This is a genomic window from Rheinheimera sp. UJ63, from assembly GCF_021568285.1.
Lineage (GTDB): Bacteria > Pseudomonadota > Gammaproteobacteria > Enterobacterales > Alteromonadaceae > Alishewanella > Alishewanella maricola.
The window spans coordinates 64389-84640 of the sequence record NZ_JAKGTQ010000002.1 but is presented as its reverse complement, the minus strand read 5'-3'; the positions used below and the strand labels follow the sequence as shown (position 1 = coordinate 84640).

Sequence of the window (20252 nt, the reverse complement as noted above, 5' to 3'; positions counted from 1 at the left end):
AAAAATACCCCGCGACACAGCATGAAAAGAGTAAACTTCCCTCTTGTTAAAAATATTTCATGCCCTAAATCATAAGCCACGCAAATGGCACAACGTTTTTACGGGGCAATGGCCTTAAGCGCGTTTTTTGCTAAAGCCTTAATTCCTTAGCATGATGTTACCGCTTAAGTGCTGTGCATAATTCGCACGCTATAGCATGCACAAAAGCACAGTAACGCAACGAACTGATGCTTCCGGTTATCGGGTTAGGGGTGAGAGATAAGGTCAGTGCTATGCTTAAAGATTGGCACATACCATAAACTAGGTTATTGTTTTACATTGATAACAGCGCAAACCTACCGCCTTTGCCTTTCACGTTCTGCACTGTTACACAATACCCATGCTGGGCTAAGCCAGCATCTTTACTGGAGCGGGTTATGACACTTTACCATCTGATCGAGCAGCGATTCTTTTTTACCTTAACCCGAAAGATAGTGGGTAATGTGCTGTTTATTGCCCTGTTCTTTGCGCTGGCGATGTATCTTGCTTACCCTAGTACCGGTAACAAACAACTTTGGTGGCTGTTGCTCGTTGTTGGCAGCGCCGCTTATAGTTTTACTATCTTCTATTTGTGGCATTTAATTGTTCGCCCGGTGCAGGCTTTAGTCAAAAATTTACACGACAGTAATCGCTCTGGCGCGGATCTTAGCCAACGTTTACCCGCCTTCACCTTTGATGAGTTTCGCACCTTATCGGATGAATTTAACCAATTCGTTAGCCAACTTAGCGACGTGCTTGGCAATGTGCATCAACAGGCGCGCAATACACATGAGATCAATGAGCAGGTGTCTATTGCGGTAAAAAGTACCCGCAAAAACCTACAAGAAACCGAGCAACGCAATACCTTAATTCGCCAAGAGAGTGAACAAGTTATCGACTATTTAACGAACATCGTCCAAAGCAGCGATCAAATGGGCGAAGTAACACAACTTGCGGTAAGTAAAGCTCAAGTTGCCAGCACGCAAATGCAGCAACTTAATCAACAACTGGCGGCGATTGCTCGACTGCTTGACTCTTTTGCCGCCACTATTAATGGTCTACAAAAAAACTCAGAAAATGTTCGACAGATTTTAGTTATGGTTGAAGGCTTCTCGGATCAAACCAATTTACTGGCTTTAAACGCCGCTATCGAAGCGGCGCGAGCGGGCGATGCGGGTCGTGGTTTTGCCGTTGTTGCCGACGAAGTGCGAACACTGGCAGCCAAAGTGAATGAGGCAACAAAGCAGATTTCAGGTTTTTTGAATGATATGGAGCGCTTGGTAAAAGAAACAAAAGAAGAATCCATTAGCTTAAATCAACAAGCACAAGATGCACAAAATCAGATTAATGAAACGAATCAAGAATTTGCTTTATTGCAGCAAGAACTGCTAACGGCTCAGGGTGGTATGAAAACCATCACCGGCAGCGTATCTAATCTTGAAGAAAAATATCAACAAACCCATGAGCATTTAAGTGCGATCCAGCAGATCACCAATCAAGCTTATCAACAAATGGCTTCCATTGACGATGCCGCTAAAAGCTTGTTAGAGGGTACTGCCACCACAGAGCAACAACTCGGGCGTTTTGCGCGTAAGGCCAGCTATTGAATACGCTGCTCGCTAAGATGTTTATGCCGCTGTTTAACATGATAAAGTTGCCTGTATGAAACAAGTGTTCGGCAGGGCGAATCGTCATAAAAAATCGCTATTACTTTGCGCATTAGCCGCGTTTATTGCCAGCGCAGTATTGCTAGTCGAGTATTATCATCGTAATTACGCTGAACTGATGCAAATTCATCAGCATGAACGCCTCAGTCAGCAGTTATCCTCGGTTCGTGCCAATATTGAGTCTGAATTAAATTCCAATATTTTTTTAGCCGATAGTTTAGCCACACTGATTTCGGTTAATCCGCAATCTGATAACGAACAATGGACGCGCATGGCTGAAGCGTTATATTTAAAGTCCAGTAGTCTGCGCAATATCGCTTTAGCTCCCGATAACGTGATCCGCTTTGTCTATCCCTTAACAGGTAATGAAAGTGTTCTAGGCTTTGATTACCGCCAGTCACCCGAACAACTCCGCACTGTCGAATTAGCTAAGCAGCGACAAGAGGTTTTTATTGCCGGGCCGCTAACATTAATTCAAGGCAGCCAGGCCATTATTGCGCGGATGCCTATCTTCACCGATCCGCCGTTTAATCAGCGGTATTGGGGTACCTGTAGCGCGGTCATCGAAATAGACAAACTGTTCAAGTTAGCCGGTGTGAATGAGCTTGCTGCACAATCTCGACTGGCGATCCGAGGTAAAGATGGTTTAGGTGCTAAGGGCGAGGTGTTTTTCGGTGATGAAAGCGTGTTTGCAGAGGCTTTTAGCAGCGAAACGATCCGGTTGATCAACGGCAGCTGGTTGATAGCGATTGCCGAATTACCCGGAACATCTTACAACGGCCCTGCATTAGCGTCGTCATATATTCGTGTAATTGGGTACGGTTTTAGTTTGTTATTACTGCTGGTTTTTATAAGCTTATTTTATAGTTACCATTTAGCACGAATTAACTCGCTGCAAGATCCTTTAACCTTATTACCCAACCGGCGTTTCGCGATGAAATGGTTAGAGACGCTCATTAACTCCCGAGCTGAATTTTGTATCATTAGCTTAGACTTAGATAAATTCAAACTGATCAATGATCGCTTTGGGCATGCGGTTGGCGATCAATTTTTACAAGAAGTTGCCAGGCTACTCCAAATTAATTTACGCAGTTCTGATGTTGCTTGCCGCTTATCAGGCGATGAATTTTTAGTGATTATGCCACGCATTAGCAAGCAGCAAGATATTCAGCCTATCCTGCAAAAAATTATGACCAGCTTTAAACGCGCGACTTTTTTCGCCAATGGTCAGTCAGTTGCATTTGAGCTAAGCCTCGGCACCGCCTTTTTCCCCAGCGACGCACAGGATCTTGAGTCATTGCTTCACCAAGCCGACGTAGCCATGTATCAACAAAAAGCAAATCACAAATTGTCTCAGCACGAGTAAAGACAAACCTAGTCGCGTTGGATTGCTTAATAGCAGGCTATTGGTTCAGTACCACTCGTGCGTCACTCACGGCGGATACGTATTCGCTGATGCCAATACCCTACACAGCGTTAATTCGCTATCTATGCTTATGTGAACCATACTTAAAGGCGAGTCTAACCCTATGCGTTCCATCTTAGCGTTAATCACAATACAGTGAGCACTGGCCGATAGCACGACCACTCCACAGATTAAAATAGAGGATTTAAAGATGATTACCTTCACGACACCCAGTTGGAGTGCGCTATCTTATTTACAACAGTCCGGTGAACAGATGTTGCAAATGATGAACTGTAACACGCAAACCTATATGGCCGATTCAGCGCAGACTATTAAGAAATCTACCGGTATTATCCCTGCTGAAGACGTGGCAACGGCCATCGCGCTATTGCAACAACGTAGCCGCCTTGCTGATGAAGTCCAACAACAGCAAGATGACATGCAGCATGAATTAGCTGAATTACCTGCTGAACTACAAGAAGAACCCTTGCCTAGCGCATCAACTCGCGCCTTTCCACTGTTAGAGCTTCTCCAAGCCGCCCATAACGCGCAAGAGCCAGTTATCTGGCACCATTCTACATAACTCCACCTGCAAAACCGAACACCGCACTGTCATTGCGACAAGGCTCAATTCCAGACACAACCAAGCAGCATGATGCTGGTGACTGCTGCCTGATGATTCAAACCAGAAATTGGTGAAGTACTGATAACCCGAACACACGCCTCGCCGCCTGATGTCAAAAACCACGCAAAGTGTCCAGCCGTTTCAATTTATCGGAACAACTCGTTGTAATCTTTTACAGCACAATCTTCAAACAAAGAGGCTAGCCAATGTATTGCTGATCTTTAACTTTAATAGTCACAAGCATTTTCTTTAAAATACATACTTTTGGCGGCGCAAAAGAAAGTATCTCGCCCACAGCGAAAAGGTTAAACGCTCCGTAAAGCTTCGACTGGAGCACGCGGTAAATACATCCGTGTACGCTCCTCTTTTTCATCCCTGAAAAAGACGTCTTAAGCCAACGTTTACTTCGCTATTAACTGATCTATAGAGTCTTAATATCTGCCCCAAAGCTTACTCTGGATTTTAGTCCCCTTAGAGCGAGCCGACTGAGTATCGTTGGCCAAGGTTTTAAGAAAACGGGTGTTTGAGTGCGGCGACGAAGCATAGCGCGAGTTACGTTTTCGCCTTGGACAACGCATGAGCAGTCGGGCTTTCGAGCGGAAGTGGGAATTTTCTTTGGTGACTTTCTTTTGGCGACGCAAAAGAAAGTATCTCGCCAACGGCGAAAACGTTAAGGGTCTTGGGGGTCTTGGTATATGACCCCGAAGCTTGCTTTTATAACAGTAACCGACTGAACTACCGCTCACTTATTTGTAGGCACAAAAAAACCAGCATTAGCTGGCTGATTTAGATGAAAATGGCGGAGCGGACGGGACTCGAACCCGCGACCCCCGGCGTGACAGGCCGGTATTCTAACCGACTGAACTACCGCTCCGCACTGGAGTGAGCTTACGCTCAATGGCACACTAACTGAAATGGCGGAGCGGACGGGACTCGAACCCGCGACCCCCGGCGTGACAGGCCGGTATTCTAACCGACTGAACTACCGCTCCGGATCAGGAAGCTTTTTTGATGCTAGTGGCGGAGCGGACGGGACTCGAACCCGCGACCCCCGGCGTGACAGGCCGGTATTCTAACCGACTGAACTACCGCTCCGGAAAGCATCAAAATTGTTGGCGGAGCGGACGGGACTCGAACCCGCGACCCCCGGCGTGACAGGCCGGTATTCTAACCGACTGAACTACCGCTCCGCGCCAGCATCAAACGATTTCATTTGGGTATCGTCTGGTGCGGCGGGAATGATACGGATTACCCCAAACTCAGTCAACTTCTTTTTTGCCGCTTTTGCCTATTCCTTAGCCATCTGGCATAGAAAGATCCAATATATCTTCTCCATCTTTCTTTTTTGCTGGTTTCTTGTTCGCTGCGCTGTCCACTTTCGCCGCTGAGGCCGTCTTATTTACCGCGGCGGTAGCAGCAAGCTCGGTTTTTATGCGCCAAAACATCAAACGACTGATCTGCTTGCCAGATAACACAAACCAAATGGCTACTGCGCCTAACGCTAAAATAAACAAATTAATCAGGATGATCCAAAGCCAAGGTACTTCTGTGGCAACCGGCTCTGCCACCTCAACAGCGGCTTCGGTTGCGCTGTCGGCGGGCCCTAAGTCAGGCGCTTCCTGCGCCAGCATGGCTACTAGAAAACGTTCTTCAGGTAAATTTAATACAAACTCTCGACCATCGCGCATTTGGCCAAAAACGGCCATATTCAAAATATAACTACCATGCCCACGGTTATCGACCTGCAGTTGCTTAGTTGCGGTAGGCTCGACTAAAGAGAATGATTGCATATCGCCATCTGGGTATTGAATTTGCCCTTGGAACAGCAAAGAGTCGACGTCTACCAGCTCACTATTCGCATCCAACATAATAATATGGCTTTGCTCCGCTTTAGTTGCCATCTGTACGTTAAGCGTAATAGGCGAAGGTTCAATAATAACGGCACTTTGTTCAACTTCGCGAGTGTACAAAGGCGTACGCACAATAAAACGCGGGATCCACTCGCCTTGGCCAAACACCAAATTTAACTCACCGGTAAAAATACCGTCGCGCGCACTGATGTCATAACCACGGCCATCATCACGAAAGTTGGCCACTTCCACCATGCCTCGGCCGAAGTTCTCGTAACGTTTATCATTGGTACTGGTAAAAACCACTTGTAACGACAAGATGTCTTTAAATTCTCGCGCATTAATCGCTTTACCATCTTGCAGCATCCGCGCCGTTAATTTAAACGTTTCCCCTACCACCATCGGTTTAGGTAAAGGATCAACATCTAATTCCACATCGGTCAGCACCAAAATCTTACTTTCGGGTAAAACGCGTCCGACGGCCTGCCAAGGCCCTGGCATCGGCTGAGTAATTTCAATTAAATCGTAGGAAGGGCCATCAAACCAACGAATGTTGTGTTGCTTGGCCGTGTTATAAAACACCTTACTGCCATCGGGACGCACTAATACGATAGAAGCCGAACCCGGTCGGCGAAAAAATACCAAGGTGATAGATTCAATACCGTCATCGATTCGAAACCGATTATCTAACAAGGGAATTTGATTGCGCAGTGGCAAGTCTGCCAACATGCGCATTAATGGCTCGGGTGTTTGCGCTGAGGCCGACTCTGGCGTTGCAACAGGTAGCGTGGAATCTTGTTGTGCAGCGACAGTCAGCACAAACACATTACACAGCATAAAACACAGTAGCATTAATCTCGCCATAAACAGCTGCCCCCTTTCTTTTGCACTAAATCTAAACGATTTTGATGGGCAGTTAATTCTTGGCTGCTGGCTTTAATCACTTTTAACTTACCACTGCGCTGGATAACCAAGGGCCCCTGTTGATCCTGTTGATTGTTCGCGTCTTCCGCCGCTAAGTTTAAGCTGACCTGCCCGCCGGTCATTAATAAATAAACATCAGCCAAAATTTCGGCATCTAATAAGGCGCCGTGCAAAGTACGATGGCTATTATTGATGTCATAACGGCGGCACAGTGCATCGAGGTTATTTTTTTGGCCCGGATGCAAATCTCGCGCTAATTTAAGCGTATCAACAATGCCACAATACTCCGCCACTGGTGGGAGTTTTGGCTGCAACAGGGCAAATTCATGATCAATGAAACCGACGTCGAAAGCGGCGTTGTGAATGACTAATTCGGCCCCCTTAATGTACTCAAAAAAACCCTGTGCAATATCTCGAAACTTGGGTTCGTGTTGCAAACGTTGGTTAGTAATACCGTGCACCGCAATGGCTTCAGCTTCAATTTCCCGCTCTGGATTAATATAAACATGATAATTGTTGCCAGTAAAACGCCGATTTAGCAGCTCAACACAGCCAATTTCGATAATACGATGGCCATCTTTTGGGTTAATGCCGGTGGTTTCGGTATCTAAGATAATTTGACGTTTTAACATTGCTGCTTTCGCTGTTGCCTACTATTAGGGTAGATTATACGCCGTTTTGCTTTGAGGAAAGACTTTATGCAGAAAACTGTTACGATCTATACCGATGGATCTTGCTTGGGTAACCCTGGTCCTGGCGGCTATGGCAGTGTCTTGCTTTACAAGCAACATCGTAAGGAACTGAGTGGCGGCTTTCGGCTAACCACCAATAATCGAATGGAATTGCTCGCGGCTATTGTCAGTTTAGAATCACTGACCAGCCCCTGCCAGGTTGATTTGACCACCGACAGCCAATACGTGCGCTTGGGTATCATGCAGTGGTTAGCGGGCTGGAAACGCAATAACTGGAAAACCAGTCAAAAACAGCCGGTTAAAAATCAAGATTTATGGCAACGTTTAGATGCCGCTTGCAGCAAACATCAGATTGCTTGGCATTGGGTAAAAGGCCACAGCGGCCACCCTGAAAATGAACGCTGTGATGAGCTAGCAAGAACGGCAGCCACCGACCATGCCACCGCGATTGATAGCGCTTTTGAGCAAAGTCAGTAATTACTTTGCCGCTAGCAGTTTTTCAAGCTCAGCAATAAACTTTGGATCATCAGGGCTGGTTCGGCTACCAAAATGCACCACTTGTTGCTCGTCTTTACTGACAATATATTTATTGAAATTCCAAGACGGGCTTTCACCGGTTTTTGCAATTAAGGCTTTGAATACCGGGTTAGCGTTATCCCCGCGCACACTGCTGGTTGAAAACATTGGAAACTCAACACCGTACGTTAAATAACACACTTCAGCTGTTTTTTCTTCATCACTGTGTTCTTGCCGAAAATCGTTTGATGGGAAACCTAATACCACTAAACCTTGATCTTTGTAGTTTTGGTAAAGCGTTTCTAAGGCTTCAAACTGCGGAGTAAAGCCACACTTACTGGCAGTATTCACCACAATTAATGTTTTACCCTTGAATTCATCACATAAATCGACACTTTCACGGGTTTTGAGTTGCTGCACTGAATGGCCGAGAATATTACCGCACTGTGCGGCTAAGCTAGATACCGAAAAGGTCAGTGCTAGCACGGCCGCAAGGTTAAGTGTTTTTTTCATTTTTACTTTCTCCAAGTATTTACCGCTAAGATCGATCTTAGGTAATGACTATACGCCACCAGACGAAAAGCAGTTTATTTTGTTGAACGCTAGTTTCACAGGCAGCGAGTTATTGTTAAATGCATTAATACTACAAATTAAACAAACTAACGTTGTGTGCTCATTTAAAATAATCATTCTTAACAGCACTGCAACTTATTGCTCTATTTAAGAATTTTTCTTCAAAGCTACTGTGAGCCTAATCAGTGCTATGCTAAGATTTAAAACACTATCTCTTAATTAACTTGTTAAAGGCTCCACATCGCGTGCTGTTTAATAAAGTCAGTAAGATCATCTTACTTATCACCATAATAATTACTGCGCTTAGCGGCTTTTTCAGCTTTAATTTGGTTGAGGAACTTAAAACACAGCGTTTACAGCAACAACAGTTAATACTTAAAGAGCAAGCACAAGTTTATGCCGGTAAAATTGAACGCGAATTATTGCAGGCATCGTCTCTTAGTTACGCCATTTCGGCCTGGGTAAAACAACAGCAAGGGGCCATAGACGGCTTTGAACATTTCGCTAAGTTAATCTCGTCGTATTATCCCTACATTACCCTCGTGTCACTCGCCCCAGAAGGCATTATTAAAGCCATTTATCCTGAAGATACAGGCATAAATTTACTTGATTACAATATTCTGACTAATCCAGAACAAGGCGCTGATGCACGAAAGGCCATTAACAGCACCAAGGTGCAGTTAACCGGGCCTTATGAGTTAATTCAAGGAGGTACAGGCCTAGTGGGTCGTCTGCCCATATATTTAATGGATGGCAGTCAAAGTCGTTTCTGGGGTTTTGTGAACATTACGCTGCATATAGAAAAGTTACCCAGCTTGCTTAACTTACAAGCACTACCTGAGCAAGGAATTGATTATATAATATTTTTTGAGAGTGATATCCCACAAGATAAACCTATACTGTTTGGTAGTATTACCACGCCACGAAATGATTTTGTTGCCAGCGATATATTTCCGGCTAACACTGACTGGTCTTTGCAACTTTATCCTAAAACCGATTGGCGTCAGCCTCAACTGTATTATTACCAATTGTTTCTTGCGACTTTGTTTACCATTATGCTGGGATTATTAAGTTTTTTGTTATTAAACACACTTCGCAGCAAAAGCCAACTCGCACAGCTCGTTGCGGCAAAAACCAAAGATTTAGAAACTCAACTACAACGCAACCAATCATTTATCGCTGCCAGCAATGCTGCCAGCTGGGAATATGATCATCATACTGGCTTAATGACCTACAGCGCAGAGCATTTTGCTATGCTGGGTTATCGCAACAGTATTGCCAGCGCTCAAGAAGGTACGATAGATGATCTGTGGGTTAAAGCCTTACATCCACATGATATGGCCAGTGTTACGGCCTATTTCGACGATTACATTAATAAAACAGACGATAAATTATACGAAAATCAATTTAGGATGCGCCATAAAGATGGTCATTGGGTATGGATCCTTTCGCGTGGCCGAACCATTGTCAGCTCAGAACATAAACTCACCGTCGGTATTCATTTAGATATTACCCAACGCAAAGAAAATGAGCTTAAATTGCAATTATTGGCTCGGCTTTACCAGCAAAGCTCAGAGGGCTTAATCGTCACCAATGCTGAGCAGAAGATCGTCCAAATTAACCAAGCATTCAGTCAAATCAGTGGTTTCGATGAACAGGATGTGCTGGGTAAAAAACCGAATATATTGGCTTCGGGTCGTCATGATAAAAAGTTTTACCGCGCAATGTGGCAAGAAATTGATAATACCGGTAGCTGGAAGGGCGAAATATGGAACCGACGTAAAGATGGCAGTATCTATCCGCAGTGGCTCTCAATTAGTAAAATTGATGGAATAGAACCCGGTGACTTTTACTTTGTTGGCTTATTCAGCGACATAAGCCAATATAAAGAAGACGAAGCACAAATTCGTTTTTTAGCAGAGTTTGATCCGCTAACTTCACTGCCTAACCGCGTTTTATTGCATGATCGTACCGAGCAAGCGATCCAGATCAGCGAGCAGTACCAGCAAGCACTTGCCATGCTGGTGATTGATCTTGATCGCTTCAAGCAGATCAATGATTCACTGGGGCATCAAATTGGTGACGAAGTGTTGGTGCAAATGGCTAAACGGCTAGATTCAGTATGCCGAGCAGAAGATACCCTTAGCCGCTTGAGTAGTGACGAGTTTGTGATTATCCGCAAAAACACTGGTGCCAAGGCGGCAGCAAGTTTAGCTGAGCAAATATTGCCATTATTATTAGAGCCCTGTTTAGCAGCCGGTCATGAATTAACGTTATCAGGCTCAATTGGCATCGCTATTTATCCCACCGATGGTAAAACTTTTCATGATTTGTATCGTCATGCGGATATGGCGATGTATCAAGCCAAAGAATTAGGTCGTAATACGTTCTGTTTCTTCACTGCCAGTATGCAAACTTACCATTCGCGACATTTGATTTTAGAAAATGCATTACGCCATGCCATAGCTCGAGAAGAGTTAAATCTGGTTTACCAACCACAATATTGTATCGCAACGCAAAAAATCATTGGCTTTGAAGCACTACTTCGCTGGTATAACAGTGAGCTAGGTTTCGTATCTCCCGCCGAGTTTATTCCGCTAGCGGAGCGCTCTGGCATTATCGTACCGATCGGTACCTGGGTATTATCCGAGGCCTTTAGGCAATTAGCGGTGTGGCAAAGTAACGGGTATCAGGATTTCACTTTGGCCATTAACTTATCACCGATCCAATTTCGGCAACCCAATTTATTAGACTTAATCAAGCAGTTACTTAAGCAGCATAATGTTTCAGCCAGTAGTCTTGAGCTAGAAATAACCGAAAGTGCCATGATGGATGACCCAGAGCAAAGCGCTATTTTAATTAAACAGTTTAATGAGCTCGGTTTTAAAATTGCAGTCGATGATTTTGGTACGGGTTATTCATCATTAAGTTATTTAAAGCGTTTTGCCCTAACAAAACTAAAAATAGACCAATCTTTTATTCAAGATATTCTAAATGATAAAGACGATAAAGCGATTGTCAGTGCGATCATTAATATTGCTAAGAGTATGGATTTAATTACTATTGCTGAAGGGGTTGAAACAGTAGAGCAGCTGAAGTTACTAGAAAACATGCACTGTCATGAAATTCAGGGTTACTACTACAGCAAACCATTGAGTGCTGAAAATGCCACGACCTTTTTAGAACTGCATGGGGCTAATTGTTTAAAGCAATAAGCAATTAGCCCCGTGGTATCCCGCAACTAACGGCGGTTAGCGAGCTAAAAACTCCGCTCGGGTGCGAGCGTCATCTTTGAAAATACCGCCCAGTGCCGTAGTCTGCGTTTTAGAATTAACATCCATTACACCACGCGATTTCACACAGTAATGTACCGCATCCATGGTCACTGCAACGTTGTCTGTTTCAAGTAAGGCTTGTAACGCCACTAAGATTTGCTGGGTTAAGCGTTCTTGCACCTGAGGACGCTGTGCAAAGAAACGCACTATGCGATTAATCTTAGATAAGCCAATGATATTATCTTTAGGGATGTAAGCCACCGTAGCGCTGCCATCGATGGTGACGAAGTGATGCTCGCAAGTACTGGTAAAGCTGATGTCTTTTACTTTGACCATCTCGTTAACTTGCATTTTGTTTTCTATCAGCGCCATCTTCGGAAAGTTTTGATAATCCAAACCACCAAAGACCTCGTCAACATACATTTTAGCAATGCGATGTGGCGTTTCTCTTAAACTGTCATCGGTGAGATCAAGCCCCAAGGTGCTGACAACCTCAGTGAGTAACTGGTTAATCTTTTCGTATTTCTCATCGCGGGACAAGCCGTTATCACGCATAGGAGTCTCAAGACCACGCGTCTCAAGTGCACTACGGACTAACATTGCTGCTTCTGATAACATAGTTTTTCCAAATACTGATTTGCAATATCTGTTATACGCACTGCAAAGAAAAGCAGTTTAGCGACCAGATCATAATATTATTATTTTACACCCTTAAACGACGAAAGCCCAGCAAAGGCTGGGCTTAGGGTGTAGCACAGTGTTTAATTACTGTACAAGCGCCAGCGCTTCTAGCAATTCACGCGGCTCGACTTCAGGACCATTGAGTGATTCATCCCAGTTAGTGCCGATTAAGACGCCGTCATCGTACATCTCTTTTAACCAGCCGTCACAGAACACATCGAGTGGGATTGGCTCAGGTTTATAACTTGACCATTCTTCTGAGCAGTGCGCTTGCGCATCCGCTTTGCTTGACCAAAATGGCATTACATCTGTTTCTTCAAATTCTACCGATTCAACCACTAATAAGTCTTCACCATCAGCGAGAGTCCAGACTACGCCATGGGTTTTAGCTTCTTCGATAAAACGTTGAAAGCTTGGATCGTGTGCAAATTCAGACATAATTAACCTACTAAAAATTCTCTAATGATGTGTATTAAAACAGAGATCCGCCCACAAAAGCCAACATTATTCTAAAGCATCGCCATTCACTTTCCACCACTGGTGAAAATAACGTACAATTTGCTTCACTGTGACAGCCCTTAACGGACGGAAACTTAGTAATGGCACAATTTATTTATTCAATGTATCGGGTTTCGAAAGTGGTTCCCCCGAAACGCACCATCTTAAAAGACATCTCTTTATCTTTTTTCCCCGGCGCCAAGATTGGGGTACTTGGCTTAAACGGCTCGGGTAAATCGACGTTATTACGCATTATGGCCGGTATCGACAAAGAGTTTGAAGGCGAAGCACGGGCATTAACCGGCACAAAAATCGGTTACTTACCGCAAGAGCCGGTATTGGATAACAACAAAACAGTACGGCAGATTGTTGAAGAAGCCGTTAGTGATGTAAAAGAAGCCTTTACTCGGCTAGATGAAGTGTATGCCGCTTATGCCGATGAAAACGCCGATTTTGATGCCTTAGCGCGCGAGCAAGGTGAGTTAGAAGCATTAATACAAGCAAAAGATGGTCATAACTTAGATAACACGCTAGAGCGTGCGGCAGATTCATTACGCTTACCACCTTGGGATGCCAAAATTGAACATCTGTCGGGCGGGGAGCGTCGCCGGGTGGCGATTTGCCGCTTGGTATTAGAACGCCCCGATATGCTGTTATTAGATGAACCCACTAACCACTTGGATGCTGAATCGGTGGCTTGGTTAGAACGCTTTTTACACGATTATCCTGGTACTGTGGTGGCCATTACCCACGACCGTTATTTCCTAGACAATGTAGCCGGTTGGATCTTAGAGCTAGACCGGGGTGAAGGTATTCCGTGGCAAGGGAATTACTCTAGCTGGTTAGAACAAAAAGAAGCCCGACTAGCACAAGAAGATAAAACAGAAAGTGCTCGCCAGCGCTCAATTAAACAAGAATTAGAATGGGTTCGTACTAACCCGAAAGGCCGCCATGCAAAAAGTAAAGCGCGGATGGCACGTTTTGAAGAATTGCAAAGCCAAGATTTTCAAAAGCGTAATGAAACTAATGAGCTGTTTATTCCACCTGGACCACGTTTAGGCGATAAGGTACTGGAAGTGGGACACCTGCGCAAAACCTTTGGCGATCGTGTGTTAATCGATGATCTGAGCTTTAGCATTCCTAAAGGGGCGATTGTCGGTATTATCGGCCCGAATGGTGCGGGTAAATCAACACTGTTTAAAATGATCACCGGCGCAGAAAAAGCCGATAACGGCAGCATTGAACTTGGCGAAACGGTGCAAGTAGCAAGTGTTGATCAGTTCCGCGATAGCATGAACCCGAAAAACACGGTGTGGCAGGAAATCTCAAACGGCCAAGATATGCTGCAAATTGGCAATTTCCAGATCCCAAGCCGCGCTTATGTTGGCCGTTTTAACTTTAAAGGTAACGATCAGCAGAAGTTTATTGGCGAGTTATCGGGGGGTGAGCGTAACCGCGTGCATCTGGCGGCGCTATTAAAAGCCGGTGGCAATATGTTGTTACTCGATGAACCCACCAACGACTTAGATGTTGAAACACTGCGCGCACTCGAGAACGCCATTTTAGATTTCCCTGGTTGTGCCATGGTGATCTCGCACGACCGCTGGTTCCTCGACCGCATTGCCACGCATATCCTCGATTATCGTGATGAAGGTAAAGTGAATTTCTTTGAAGGTAACTACTCTGATTACGAAGCCTGGTTAAAACAAACTTATGGCGCGGCAGCGCTGGAGCCACATCGGATTAAATACAAGCGGATCTAACCGCTGTTAAAGGTTAATCTTATTAAAACGCCTGCCTTGTGCAGGCGTTTTTGTTGATACGTTTTAACCAGAGCAACGTATAAGAAAACGTTTTATGTTATCAGCAAAAGTGACTTGCTTTGTTGCACTGATCTGATAGCTTAATGAGAATCATTATTAACTAAGGCTTTATTATGAAAATCCTCGTTATTTCTAGCTTCATTGCATTGTGCTACTTCCCCGCAACACTCGTGCAAGCCTCAGATCGCCCTGCTCATTTCAGCGGTAAAGCGATCAGTGATGTGCAGCAAGCTAGCAAGGTGTTGTTAGAGAAAAATACCGAGTTAGCTAACTTGTTAGCCGGTGAGTTAAATCCAACCAGCGTGACGGCGATCCATCAATTAACCTACACTTTGGAAAATGCACTTGCCCTAATACCGAACGCTAATGAACAAATTAAAGCAGCATTAGAGGAAGTGCATTTAGGCTCTGAACACATGGATTATGAGCGTGTTAAGCGCAACGGAACAACTTACCTGCAACTGGCAAAATCGCTGACAGAATAAAAACGCCTGAACAATACACCGCAGTATAACAATGCTGCCTAACCCATTAATTAAAAGGCGATTGAAAAACAGCTAAGGCTTTACTCAAGCCCTTATTAAGGCTCTTAGCCGCTTGAACATGCACCTTGTTACTAACGCGAAGCTTTTTATGCTGCGCTAGATCACAGTATAATTAGCCACATCCTCAGCTTTGGGCCTATGATAATGATCATAAATTATTGGCAAATAAGTGCCTGGTGTTTGGCTATCCTTTGCATCGCACTGAGTTACCCAAAAGAGTTGTGGCCACGCTTATTACAATTACCGGGTTATCAGCATTTTGTGTTTGCCTCAGCAGTCGCCTTAACCCTACTCTGGTCTGTAAAAGCCGGCATAGTACCGGGCTTAGAGTTGTTTTTTCTAGGTATTACCACACTGGTATTGTGTCATGGCTGGCGTATCGCCATTTGGATCAGTTGTCTGCCCTTAGCTTTATTAATGCTGTTTAACAGTGTCAGCTTGGCTGAGGGTGGCGCCTTTGCATTAACTACCTTTATTTTACCTGCATTATTTAGTTATGCGGTATTTAGCTGGTCATATCATTATCTGACTCGCCATTTATTTGTGTATATCTTTATTGCGGGCTTTTTAAATGCCGCGCTGAGCATAGTGCTAAAAATTGTACTCACCTCTGGCTGGCTGTATCTGCAGCAACAACATGACTGGCATACGATTTATCACAACTACACGCAATTGGCCCTGCTCATTTGGTTTGGCGAAGCATTACTCAATGGCATGGCCATTACGCTAATGGCAGTGTATCGGCCAGAATGGCTCAGAACCTTTTATGATAATGAATACTTATCGCCTGATCGCTGAGTGTGTGATAACTAAAGGCAAGGTTAAAGAAAGAGAAAGAGAAAGAGAAAGAGAAAAAGAAAGTAGCACACAGCGCAGCATAATAAAGGTATCCAGACTCGATGCCTGGATACCCTCTGGGCGTATTTAGCCTTTTAATACCGTTGCGACGGCTTTGGCGAAATAGTCGATATTGGCATGATTCAAACCCGAAATACTGACGCGGCTAGAACCGACCATGTAGATACTGAACTCGCTGCGTAGCCGTTCAATTTGCGCTTTGTTAATGCCTAAAAAGCTGAACATACCATGCTGACGAGCAATAAAGCTGAAATCTTGGGTAATGCCTTCAGCAGTAAACTTGTCGATGATCAGCTGGCGATAGCTATTAATACGATTCCGCATTTCTGCTAATTCGTCGTGCCACAGTGCCGTTAATTCGGCGCTATCTAAAATATGGCTAACAATAATGGCACCGTGCGTAGGTGGCATTGAGTAAATACCGCGCACGACGCTGAGTAAGTTAGCGCGGACAACGTCGGTTTCTTTGCTGTTGCTTGCAACAACACTGACAGCACCAATTCGCTCGCGATATAAACCAAAGTTTTTCGAGCAAGAGCTACACAAGATCATTTCTGGCACTTGTTCAGCTAAATAGCGCAAACCTGCGGCATCTTCATCTAAACCGGCGCCAAAACCTTGGTAAGCCATATCAACTAAAGGAGTGAAACCTCGCTCTTTCGCGATCGCGGTAAAGCGTTGCCATTGTTCGAAGTTCAGATCCATACCACTGGGGTTATGACAACAGGCATGCACTAAAACAACGTCACCGGCAGGTATTTGCTCTAAATCAGCAAACATCTGCTCTACCTGCAAACCTTTGGTGTCATAATCGTAATAAGCGTATTCTTTAACTTTTAAACCCGCAGCTTGGAATAACGAGATATGGTTTGCCCACGTTGGGGTGGTCACCCAAATCGTCGCATCCGGATTCGCTCGCTTGATAAACTCCGCCGCCACACGCAGTGCCCCTGTGCCGCCAGGTGTATGCGCCGTAACAACGCGATTTGCCAGCAACACTGTATGAGTCGCACCAAAGGCTAACTTTTCAATGTGCGTATTAAAAGACGGATCACCGGCCATACCCACATAGGTTTTGCTGTCTTCATGCTTTAAACGCAGCGCTTCGGCTTCTTTTACGCATTTTAAAACCGCGGTGTGGCCTTGCTCATCTTTATAAACACCTACGCCAAGGTCAACTTTAAGAGGGTTAGGATCTTCACGATAAGCCGCCATCAGCCCCAATATGGGGTCGACAGCGACAGGCTTTAACTGAGAAAACATATTGTTCTACCTGGTTTAAGATTATAAGGAGGCAACACTAAGCGATTGCCGGTAAACACTCGGGGATGCTCAGACACACAGCCACTAACAGGGCCAATGCCTCTGCGGTAAACACCTGCTGCTTCAAATCTTCAGCGTCGATAATGCCCACTATTTTGCCCGATTGTGCAAACAGTGGCAAACAAGCTTCGGCTTTAACTTTCGGATCGCAGGTATAATATTCACCGCCTTGTTGCAAATAGGCCGCGACATCGTTAATCACACGGGCTTGGCCAGTTAAACCCACCGTACTGTTATTACTGATCTTGGCAAACTCAGTATTTAACGGAAACTCTGCCCGAGAGGCGGCGCCATAGTAGCTTAGTTTAACTAGCACCAACTGTTGCTCCAGATTAGCACGCGCTTGATAAATACCAAACCATGCTAAACCCGACTGCTGTTGATAAAATTCAGTTATTTTCGTTAAACGTGCTAAGGCTTGGTGATTAGCGCGGGTTTGACCACCCAAAATCGCGGTTAAATCATATGGCTCACTGTCCAGCACACCAAATAACGAACACGCCCCGCCCTCGCCTAACTCAGGTACTGAGTATTGCCATTGCACTTTGGCATTGCTGCTGTCGACAATATGTTGCTGTAACGCTTGATAATAGGCGGTAGTTTTTTCAGTAAAGGCTTGATCAAAAAAAGAAAATTGCTCTTTAAGGCCACTAAGCTGTAAATAGTGATTAATTTGGGTTGGAATACTCAATTTTTAGCCGTCCAGATTTCTAAAATCAAGGTGATATTCTACCAGATAACATTAAAAAACCAAGCGAGACACAGAAAAACTTGCGAGCAACGCTTGTGCTAAGTAAGCTACGGCCAACTTTTCAGGACATTTTATGATGAGCAAAAAAATTTCCTTAGCCGATTGGCAACAACAACTGACTGGCACTACCCCAGAGAGCACGAAACCGGCGAATCAGGCTGATTTGGTCTATTCCACGGCGACAGGCCGAATTGACGCAGGCAGCCCTGCTGTCTCGGTGGCTGAAGGCTTTGCTGATGGTGCCTTACGTATCCGTCGGGAAACGAAAGGTCGGGGCGGTAAGACGGTATTAACCATTTTAGGCTTAACCGTTAGCTCCAGTGAATTAAGCCAATTATGCACAGAATTAAAAAAGAAATGTGCTTGTGGTGGTTCGGTCAAAGACGGCATTATTGAGATACAAGGTGATAAACGCGAATTAGTCACCACCTTATTACAACAAAAAGGGTTTAAAGTGAAACAAGCCGGCGGTTAGGCCGGCTTGTTAACTCAAGCGATATAATCACTCGGTATCGAACGATTACGGCGTATTCGGTTCAGAGTTCTCTGTACGGCCAAATACCGTTCTGAAAAAACTGTCTTTGCGCCATAATGGCCGCGTTTTGGCATTCGCTACATCCAGCGCAATATTAAAATTAATATCGGCAAATACGGCGCCAGCATCATAACGAATAGCCCCATACTCTTTGGTTAAGCTGGCAATATCATCAGAAGGGCGATGATAATGCTTGGCAAAGAAACTGGCCCACACTTTGCCACCGGATACCTTTGGATCGGTTGAAGTAAAACCGGTCATTAAAAACACCGCAGGCACACCTTGTTGCACTAAACGATAATGATCTGAGCGCGTGAAGATAGCTTGCTCGGGCATCGGATCTTCACTTAAGGTTCTGCCCTCTTTTGCCGCGGCACGGGCAACCACATCACCTAGGGTCGAGTGATTTGCACCAAAAGCAATTAAATCGGCAAAAGAATACAGTAATACTGGCATATCTAAATTAACGTTAGCCACCATCTGCGAAATAGGCATTGGCGGTTGTTTCGCTAGATAATCTGCCCCTAATAAGCCTTTTTCTTCACCGGTAACCGCAGCAAACAAAATAGAGCGCTTTGGCGATGTCGGCAATTGCGCAAATAAACGTGCGGTCTCAAGTAAGATCGCGACACCCGCAGCGTTATCCATCGCCCCGTTATTAATTTTATCTTCGCTGCGTAAATCGTTAGAAAAACCGATATGATCAGAATGTGCAGTTAATACCACATATTCCTCTTTTAACCGCGGATCGGAACCGGGTAAGGTTGCTAACACATTCGGGCTGGTCACCTGCTGATGAGTACTTTGGCTGCTTAAGTTAACTTCGCCTTTTAACGCAAAACCTTTGGGTACCTCATCTTTTTCTAATAAAGCAAAAATATCACTCAGGTTATAACCAGCGGCAGCGAATAACAGACTGGCCGCATCAGGATGCAAAGTTGCGCCACCTTGTAATTGAGCAAAGCCCCGACCAGGGTTACCTTCGTCATCTAACCAGCTCATGCTCGGACTATTTAAATACATAAGGCTATCGGCATAGGGCCGCGTTTTTTCTTGCTGTGGCGTATGCACCGAAATAACACCGATAGCGCCCCGCTCAACTGCAAATTCGGTTTTCATACTGCCCAGATAAGCCCGCTCTTCGCTGGGTAAAAAAGCAGGTAAGCCCGACAGCATGACCACGACTTTACCTTTAACGTCTAAATTCGCATAATCGTTTAACCCAAACACCTCAGACACTAAACCATAACCAACAAACACCATTTCGCCTTGCAACGTAACGGCTTCGGTTTGCAAATTGGGCCCGGTTGTAAATTGCTGCGGGTAATCTAAAGTCAGTTGTTGCTCGGGTAAGCTAAAACTAAGCTTGGCACTTCCCGGCACAATTTGCGCTTTGCGCATAGGGACACGCTGAAAGTAGCTGCCATCAGCCGCAGCCGGCACTAAACCTAATGCTTGAAATTGCTGAGCAATATAACGTGAGGCTAATTCATGGCCTCGACTCCCCGTGTCACGGCCTTCTAACAAATCATCCGCTAAAAACGTTAGATGGCTTTCAATCACCAAAGCGCTGGCGCGCGGGGCTTTGCTGGCTGGGGTACTGCTACAACCGGCAATAGTGATTAGCGCGGCCGAACAAAGTAAAAAAAACTTTTTCATGGACTGTCTCAATAAAAAAGTGCCAGTATTCACT

17 protein-coding genes and 4 tRNA genes are annotated in these 20252 nt (G+C 44.9%); 9 read left to right on the top strand and 12 right to left on the bottom strand.

Going from position 1 to position 20252, the window contains the following annotated elements; translation table 11 throughout:
- The first annotated feature begins 416 nt into the window (after positions 1 to 416).
- The 3 genes from L1N97_RS06460 to L1N97_RS06450 all read left to right on the top strand — a co-directional run bounded on the left by L1N97_RS06460 (position 417) and on the right by L1N97_RS06450 (position 3673).
- Positions 417 to 1625: a methyl-accepting chemotaxis protein gene (locus L1N97_RS06460; RefSeq protein WP_236129215.1), complete on the top strand. Its 1209-nt coding sequence runs from the start codon at positions 417 to 419 to the stop codon at positions 1623 to 1625.
- Between the two features lie 55 nt (positions 1626 to 1680).
- A complete protein-coding gene (locus L1N97_RS06455; RefSeq protein WP_236129214.1) occupies positions 1681 to 3051 on the top strand; it encodes a diguanylate cyclase domain-containing protein in 1371 nt (456 codons plus the stop codon).
- A 250-nt stretch (positions 3052 to 3301) separates the two neighbouring features.
- Entirely contained in the window at positions 3302 to 3673 is a 372-nt protein-coding gene (locus L1N97_RS06450; protein ID WP_229587865.1) for a DUF1840 family protein, read from the top strand.
- Positions 3674 to 4512: 839 nt separating this feature from the next.
- Here L1N97_RS06450 and L1N97_RS06445 read toward each other — a convergent pair.
- The 6 genes from L1N97_RS06445 to dnaQ all read right to left on the bottom strand — a co-directional run bounded on the left by L1N97_RS06445 (position 4513) and on the right by dnaQ (position 7121).
- A tRNA-Asp gene (locus L1N97_RS06445) sits at positions 4513 to 4589 on the bottom strand.
- 41 nt (positions 4590 to 4630) lie between these two features.
- Positions 4631 to 4707, bottom strand: a tRNA-Asp gene (locus tag L1N97_RS06440).
- A gap of 26 nt (positions 4708 to 4733) precedes the next feature.
- Positions 4734 to 4810: transfer RNA gene (locus tag L1N97_RS06435), tRNA-Asp, on the bottom strand.
- Between the two features lie 18 nt (positions 4811 to 4828).
- Positions 4829 to 4905: transfer RNA gene (locus L1N97_RS06430), tRNA-Asp, on the bottom strand.
- A gap of 105 nt (positions 4906 to 5010) precedes the next feature.
- Complete coding sequence (locus L1N97_RS06425) at positions 5011 to 6429, bottom strand: TIGR03503 family protein (RefSeq protein ID WP_236129213.1); 1419 nt, start codon at positions 6427 to 6429, stop codon at positions 5011 to 5013.
- Positions 6417 to 7121, bottom strand: a complete 705-nt coding sequence (gene dnaQ, locus L1N97_RS06420; protein ID WP_229587868.1) for a DNA polymerase III subunit epsilon — start codon at positions 7119 to 7121, stop codon at positions 6417 to 6419. The genes L1N97_RS06425 and dnaQ overlap by 13 nt, the downstream gene beginning before the upstream one ends.
- A 66-nt stretch (positions 7122 to 7187) precedes the next feature.
- On the opposite strand from dnaQ, the gene rnhA reads away from it, so the two are divergent.
- Complete coding sequence (rnhA, locus tag L1N97_RS06415; protein WP_229587870.1) at positions 7188 to 7658, top strand: ribonuclease HI; 471 nt, start codon at positions 7188 to 7190, stop codon at positions 7656 to 7658.
- Here rnhA and L1N97_RS06410 read toward each other — a convergent pair whose 3' ends face one another.
- Positions 7659 to 8210 carry a glutathione peroxidase gene (locus tag L1N97_RS06410; protein ID WP_229587872.1) on the bottom strand — a complete coding sequence of 184 codons (552 nt, stop codon included), beginning with the start codon at positions 8208 to 8210 and terminating at the stop codon, positions 7659 to 7661. It lies immediately after the preceding gene.
- 305 nt (positions 8211 to 8515) lie between these two features.
- Here L1N97_RS06410 and L1N97_RS06405 point away from each other — a divergent pair, with 305 nt between their 5' ends.
- A complete protein-coding gene (locus L1N97_RS06405) occupies positions 8516 to 11485 on the top strand; it encodes a bifunctional diguanylate cyclase/phosphodiesterase (RefSeq protein ID WP_236129212.1) in 2970 nt (989 codons plus the stop codon).
- Between the two features lie 36 nt (positions 11486 to 11521).
- On the opposite strand, the gene folE is transcribed toward L1N97_RS06405, so the two are convergent.
- Both folE and L1N97_RS06395 read right to left on the bottom strand, forming a co-directional pair.
- A complete protein-coding gene (gene folE, locus L1N97_RS06400; protein WP_229587876.1) occupies positions 11522 to 12163 on the bottom strand; it encodes a GTP cyclohydrolase I FolE in 642 nt (213 codons plus the stop codon).
- 147 nt (positions 12164 to 12310) lie between these two features.
- Positions 12311 to 12664, bottom strand: coding sequence for a DUF2750 domain-containing protein (locus L1N97_RS06395; RefSeq protein ID WP_226752038.1), 354 nt, complete (start codon positions 12662 to 12664; stop codon positions 12311 to 12313).
- Positions 12665 to 12825: 161 nt separating this feature from the next.
- Between L1N97_RS06395 and ettA the strand changes: the two genes are divergently transcribed.
- From ettA to L1N97_RS06380, 3 genes are all read left to right on the top strand, one after another.
- Entirely contained in the window at positions 12826 to 14487 is a 1662-nt protein-coding gene (gene ettA / locus L1N97_RS06390; RefSeq protein WP_226752037.1) for an energy-dependent translational throttle protein EttA, read from the top strand.
- A gap of 173 nt (positions 14488 to 14660) precedes the next feature.
- Positions 14661 to 15032 (top strand): DUF6746 family protein, encoded by a 372-nt coding sequence (locus tag L1N97_RS06385; protein ID WP_229587878.1) that lies wholly within the window; start codon positions 14661 to 14663, stop codon positions 15030 to 15032.
- Between the two features lie 204 nt (positions 15033 to 15236).
- Positions 15237 to 15890, top strand: a complete 654-nt coding sequence (locus L1N97_RS06380; protein WP_229587880.1) for an energy-coupling factor ABC transporter permease — start codon at positions 15237 to 15239, stop codon at positions 15888 to 15890.
- 126 nt (positions 15891 to 16016) lie between these two features.
- Here L1N97_RS06380 and L1N97_RS06375 read toward each other — a convergent pair whose 3' ends face one another.
- Both L1N97_RS06375 and L1N97_RS06370 read right to left on the bottom strand, forming a co-directional pair.
- A complete protein-coding gene (locus tag L1N97_RS06375) occupies positions 16017 to 17213 on the bottom strand; it encodes an amino acid aminotransferase (protein ID WP_229587882.1) in 1197 nt (398 codons plus the stop codon).
- Positions 17214 to 17250: 37 nt separating this feature from the next.
- A complete protein-coding gene (locus L1N97_RS06370; protein ID WP_236129211.1) occupies positions 17251 to 17964 on the bottom strand; it encodes a GAF domain-containing protein in 714 nt (237 codons plus the stop codon).
- 133 nt (positions 17965 to 18097) lie between these two features.
- On the opposite strand from L1N97_RS06370, the gene L1N97_RS06365 reads away from it, so the two are divergent.
- Positions 18098 to 18499 (top strand): translation initiation factor, encoded by a 402-nt coding sequence (locus tag L1N97_RS06365; protein WP_236129210.1) that lies wholly within the window; start codon positions 18098 to 18100, stop codon positions 18497 to 18499.
- Between the two features lie 45 nt (positions 18500 to 18544).
- Here L1N97_RS06365 and L1N97_RS06360 read toward each other — a convergent pair whose 3' ends face one another.
- Positions 18545 to 20218, bottom strand: a complete 1674-nt coding sequence (locus tag L1N97_RS06360; protein WP_236129209.1) for a M28 family metallopeptidase — start codon at positions 20216 to 20218, stop codon at positions 18545 to 18547.
- Positions 20219 to 20252: the final 34 nt, after the last annotated feature.